5 protein-coding genes are annotated in these 5,222 nt (G+C 39.9%); 1 reads left to right on the forward strand and 4 read right to left on the reverse strand.

Translation table 11 applies throughout. The features are described from left to right. Positions 1-107 precede the first annotated feature (107 nt). The gene (locus tag CK510_RS25880; RefSeq protein WP_095724407.1) at positions 108-677 is read left to right on the forward strand and encodes a Uma2 family endonuclease; all 570 of its coding nucleotides are present in this window, start codon (positions 108-110) and stop codon (positions 675-677) included. 55 nt (positions 678-732) lie between these two features. Here CK510_RS25880 and recD2 read toward each other — a convergent pair whose 3' ends face one another. The 4 genes from recD2 to CK510_RS25900 all read right to left on the reverse strand — a co-directional run bounded on the left by recD2 (position 733) and on the right by CK510_RS25900 (position 4,962). After that, positions 733-2,988 carry an SF1B family DNA helicase RecD2 gene (gene recD2 / locus CK510_RS25885; protein WP_095724408.1) on the reverse strand — a complete coding sequence of 752 codons (2,256 nt, stop codon included), beginning with the start codon at positions 2,986-2,988 and terminating at the stop codon, positions 733-735. A gap of 274 nt (positions 2,989-3,262) precedes the next feature. Then, on the reverse strand, positions 3,263-3,448 hold the full coding sequence (locus CK510_RS25890; protein ID WP_095724409.1) for a hypothetical protein: 186 nt from the start codon (positions 3,446-3,448) through the stop codon (positions 3,263-3,265). Positions 3,449-3,845: 397 nt separating this feature from the next. Beyond that, positions 3,846-4,130: a hypothetical protein gene (locus tag CK510_RS25895; RefSeq protein ID WP_095724410.1), complete on the reverse strand. Its 285-nt coding sequence runs from the start codon at positions 4,128-4,130 to the stop codon at positions 3,846-3,848. Positions 4,131-4,227: 97 nt separating this feature from the next. Further along, positions 4,228-4,962 carry a hypothetical protein gene (locus CK510_RS25900; protein WP_095724411.1) on the reverse strand — a complete coding sequence of 245 codons (735 nt, stop codon included), beginning with the start codon at positions 4,960-4,962 and terminating at the stop codon, positions 4,228-4,230. Positions 4,963-5,222: the final 260 nt, after the last annotated feature.

A 5,222-nucleotide genomic window follows, 5' to 3' on the forward strand; every position in this document is an offset into this window, starting at 1 on the left:
TTGACAAATAGGGATAAATTATAGTTAAGCTGGAAATTCAGCAGGGATGGAGAAATTAGAGGCATTGTTAAAATAATCAATACAAGCTACATCTGGGAGAAAAAGCAATGACAGTTGCAACCGCTAAAAAGATGACCTTTGAAGAATTTCTTAATTATGACGATGGGACAGATAATTTATATGAATTAGAAAATGGAGAATTAATACCCATGCCTTCAGAAAGTGATATTAATCAACGGATAGCGATATTTTTAGTTGCTTGTTTTTTGCAACTGGGAATTCCATCTTATCGGTTGCGGATGAAGGCAGAGGTAGCTGTAAATAGTCGGCAGGTGGGGGTGCGAGTGCCTGATTTGACATTATTTTCCGAAGAATTAGCGACGATAATGCAAGGAGCTACGCGATCGCTGATTTTAATGGATATGCCACCACCGTTATTGGTGGTTGAGGTGGTGAGTCCGAATCAGGAAAATCGGGATTATCGCTATAAGCGTTCGGAGTATGCAGCACGGGGGATTGCGGAGTATTGGATTGTCGATCCTATTGCCCAAAAGGTGACGGTTTTGGAATGGGTTGAGGGATTTTATGATGAGCGAGTTTATCAGGGGGAAAGTGTTATTGTTTCTTCAATTTTTGCTAATCTCCAGTTAACTGCGGCTGAAGTTTTGCAAGGATAAATGTGATGAAAACTATTAATTAAATTCGATAATGACCTTAAACAAATAATTACAATTACAAACCAGATGGAATTACTGCTATTTGAGCCAATCTTTCCCGCAATTGCGTATATCGTTCCTTTTGATTAACCGACCTGACAGCCATCCCAATCGCTTTTTTAGAACCAACAATTATTGCTAATTCCTTCGCACGAGTTAAACCAGTGTATATTAAGTTACGCGATAACATCATGTAATGCTGGGTATACAGTGGCATAATTGCAACTCGGTACTCGGAACCTTGAGATTTGTGAATGGTAACACTCCAAGCCAAAGCAAGTTCGTTCAAATCTGCGTAGTCATAAGTAACATGCCTATCTTGATATTGTACTACGACTTCCTGTTCTTCCGTATCGATACTGATAATAAATCCAACGTCACCGTTGAAAACTTCGCGGTTGTAATCGTTGGTAAGTTGAATCACCCTGTCCCCAACCCGAAAGACAGTCCCACCCCTCGTCACCTCTAGTTTCTGGGAACTGGGAGGATTAATCAACTGCTGCAACACATTATTGAGGTTGCGCGTACCTACTAATCCCCTTGTCATTGGCGATAATACTTGTACATCGATGGCAGGATTAAAACCAAGTTTAGGAATAAAATCGGTTATCAACTCACTAATTGCTTGGACACCATGTTCAGGTTGCTGCCCACCACCATGCCACAAACAATCAGATTGAGGAGCCTCGGAAATTGGCTCAATATTGGGATATTGCCCAAGGTTGATTTGGTGGGCACTTCTAATAATTGCACTTGTTTGGGCTTGACGAAATATTTGGGTAAGACGAACTACGGGCACTTTTCCCGAATTCATTAAATCTGCTAGCACCTTACCTGGTCCAACGGAAGCCAGCTGATCGTTATCTCCAACCACCAGAATTTGACTGTCTTCGGATATCGCTTTGATTAAACTGTATGCTAAAAACAAGTCCAACATACTTGCCTCATCAATGATAATTGCTTTTTGTGGCAGAGGATTCTTCATATCCCGCTTAAAACCCATGCTCTTGGGGTCAAACTCCAGCAATCTATGTACGGTTTTTGCCTCCAATCCCGTCATCTCGGTTAAGCGTTGTGCTGCCCTTCCCGTTGGTGCTGCTAAAGCTATGGATTTTCCCATCGCCTTCCACAGTTCTACAATAGTACGCACACTAAAAGTTTTCCCAGTTCCTGGACCACCAGTAACTATTAATACCCGTGAGTATACTGCCATCTCCACTGCTTCTTGTTGTTGGGGTGAAAGTTCAACTTTGCGGCTTTCAGTAAAACGTGAAAGCCAGGTGCGGACGCGCTCCATATCCGGATTGATGGGGCTTCTTAAACGTTGAGCAATTAGCATTGCTAAATTGTTCTCAGTGTTAAAGAATGCGGGATTGTAGCAAAGCAACGTTTGATTGGGAGAACTTTCCCGAATGAGTTCGTCCGCAAGGGACATATTTTTGATAATAGCAGCAATGTTATCTTCACTTGGCTCATGGTCATCAGTTTTGAGACATTGGGATACTTTTTCTATCAATTCTGGTTGTGGTAAATAGCAGTGTCCATCTTCCGATGCTTCATTTAAGATATGGGTAATCCCGGCACGGTAGCGAAATTCGGAATCTTCGGGGACACCTAAGTTGCGGGCTATTTTATCTGCGGTGATAAATCCGATACCGTAAATATCGGTTGCTAGCTGGTACGGATTATTGGTGACTATTCCGATTGAGCGATCGCCGTAATTCTTATAGATTTTAACTGCGTAGGTAGTGGAAACGCCATGAGTTTGCAAAAATACCATCACCTCTTTGATGGCTTTTTGAGTTTCCCACGCTTTTTTTATCATCGTGATTCGCTTTTTCGCGATACCGCTAACTTCATGCAAGCGATCGATTTGGTTTTCGATGATGTCGAGGGTTTCCAAACCAAAATGAGCGACAATTCGCTTGGCAGTGACGGGACCAACACCTTTGATTAAACCGCTACCTAAATACTTTTCGATACCTGTAATTGTTGCTGGTTTGGTTTCCTTGTAATTTTCAACCTGGAACTGTAAACCATATTGAGGATGTTCGCGCCAAAATCCGTTTAGTTGGAGAGTTTGTCCCGGTTGGATACCTGCGAAGCTACCAGTAATTGTGGTTAATTCTGATACTCTGGGGCGTTGTAGTCGTGCGATCGTGTAACCTGACTCTTCGGAATGAAAAGTCAAACGTTCTACCACTCCCGTGATTGATTCTTGCTTGGGTGTGGCATTGGTTGGTTGCTGGTTGACTTGGTACGCGCTGGACATTGATTTTTAGAGGATGGCGAAAATATTATACTTGTAGACTCGCTGTTATGGAAGTAATTTGTGAAAACTATTTAGTATTATTGTACTATGCAGCGTATTCAGTTCTGTTTATTCAGAAAAAAATACTCCTCAAAAGGAGCATCTTATTCTGCTTGAAATTGGGGAATGGGTATGGTGCGATAGCGGTTGTCACAAAGAGAGCTTTGATGTCTTGATTTCATCGAAAAACTCATCCTGATATTAAGATTAGATCAACTGGTTTCGCATGGCTAAACTAATTACAAGCAGTGGATTGGATATAATTAGCAAGCTTTTCTAGCCAAGCTTCAACTGTTAATTCATGATGGCTGTAAAGTGGGTCTTGTTGAATTATATTTCCGTCTTTATCTACTACTGCACAATTAAGAGGCTTGCAATTACCCTTGGAATCAAGCTGAATAATTGCCCAATAAGTCGGCATTAATTTGGGTTGTAGTAATAAATAGGTTTTCTCGTTAGTAATGTATTCCCAATATCTTTGGGTTTCGTTTTCTCCGTACTCAAACGTAACACCTCACCGTTCGCCTATTTTAAATCGAGTTAGAAGAAAGCTGAACGATTTAATAAGGGTTACAGGCTATGATTCAAATGTACTTTCGTCCTGACTTTGCGCGATTACATAAAAGTAGACCTTTTAGAGCAGGATGTTAGTTTAAGGGAAATTTAGGTAAATCGCTAAAATCATTGCGGTGTATAGATTTTTCGCTTTTAGGCAATATCTCTGAACTCAAAAAAAATGAGCGAACCGGGAGTAACACCTTTTATTGTTTTCACTCGAACAATCATTTTGATATCTCTTGATGATGTTGTATTGTCTGTTAATATCGACTGTTTTGCGATCGGGATTTTTCTGTCGTTCTTAGTAATCGAAAATAGGTTTTCTCCGGGTTATTATTAGTTTTGAAATACAATCGAAACGAGCCATCTTCGTACCGCTTTAAATCCGTCTCGGAGAAAATAATCTCCTGTTGTTGCAACCATTGAGTAACGCATTCGTGAAACTCAGCTAAAAACAAAGCTGGAAAATAAATTCTTCCCGTTTTCTCTCCCGTATATTGATGAGTTAATATTTGAAATTGGGGTTCACTCAATACTTCTGCCATGATTTTTACCCGGAATTGTATTTGTATTGTCTTAATGCTGCGATTTTAGGAAGGCAGAATGAGTATTTTAGTTACTTCTATTTCTACCTTCCCTCGATTAATTTGATGTTGATTCAAGGTATTTAAGAAAATTCGATATTTTCCAATTCAACCCATGAACTTTGTCAGCAATATTTGGTTTAGATGATTTCCCATCACACAGGAGACATGTACTACATTGCACGCGATCGTCTTCTGTATGTCGGCAAAGTATTTCGTTATCGCTCAATAGTGCATCGGGAGCGATAATTCTAAAAGTTCTCCATCCCAGATTTTGTGCTTCTTGAGCTTCTGAGATGCTATGTACAGAAGCCATTAAATACTGCTTCCACAAGCTATTTGTGTCTCGCCAATTATGGGTATAACCCGTGTATTTCCCTGATGCCAAAATAATTGGCTCCCAAACTTCCAATGGTACTGCTGTTGGGTCGCCGTAAGAACCAAGTCTAATTGGATATCGGTATCTTCTCAGAACTTCAATTTCATTGTTACTAAGTTTTGAATAGCCTCCAGATTTATATTTTTGATAAATTCGGTTGACACCCAACAAGTTAACATAGCAACTTCCAATCTCACTCATTCTCATCGGACAGCTTCCACATATGCCAACTTCTAAACCTTCTTTTGCAGCGTGAGTTGGAGTGAATTCTTGTTGCAATATCCACGATTGTATCATTTCGCTTCCTGTCTTTTTATTGAAGCTTGGAAAGACGAAGCCAGTTAAAATTAAAACGATAGGAGAACCGTCAATTAAAGAATTACCTTCCCAAGCTATATGGCTATTTTGTCGCATATTACTACCAGCAGATGCTTTAAATTTGTTGAAGCGTTTGATTTGTTGACTTAGGGTTAAACGCATTTTTATTGAAGCGAGAATATGCTTTCAATCAAAATCCTCCAGCAACGATTAATCACTGGAGGATTTGTATCTAGTAATTATTATTTTGGGATTAGTAGTGAGTATTTTCTGCGATTATCTCAGCTTGATTTTCTAGCCTATTGCGCTCGACATATTCTTGTCTACGCTGCCAAGAAATTTGATGTTGAATTAAC

The sequence above is a fragment of the Brunnivagina elsteri CCALA 953 genome, assembly GCF_002289455.1.
Lineage (GTDB): Bacteria > Cyanobacteriota > Cyanobacteriia > Cyanobacteriales > Nostocaceae > Brunnivagina > Brunnivagina elsteri.

What these genes read in the sequence shown, in the direction of transcription:
- CK510_RS25880 (WP_095724407.1), top strand. Translation starts at nt 108, where the DNA reads ATGACAGTTGCAACCGCTAAAAAGATGACCTTTGAAGAATTTCTTAAT.
- recD2 (WP_095724408.1), bottom strand. Translation starts at nt 2,988, where the DNA reads ATGTCCAGCGCGTACCAAGTCAACCAGCAACCAACCAATGCCACACCC.
- CK510_RS25890 (WP_095724409.1), bottom strand. Translation starts at nt 3,448, where the DNA reads ATGCCGACTTATTGGGCAATTATTCAGCTTGATTCCAAGGGTAATTGC.
- CK510_RS25895 (WP_095724410.1), bottom strand. Translation starts at nt 4,130, where the DNA reads ATGGCAGAAGTATTGAGTGAACCCCAATTTCAAATATTAACTCATCAA.
- CK510_RS25900 (WP_095724411.1), bottom strand. Translation starts at nt 4,962, where the DNA reads ATGCGACAAAATAGCCATATAGCTTGGGAAGGTAATTCTTTAATTGAC.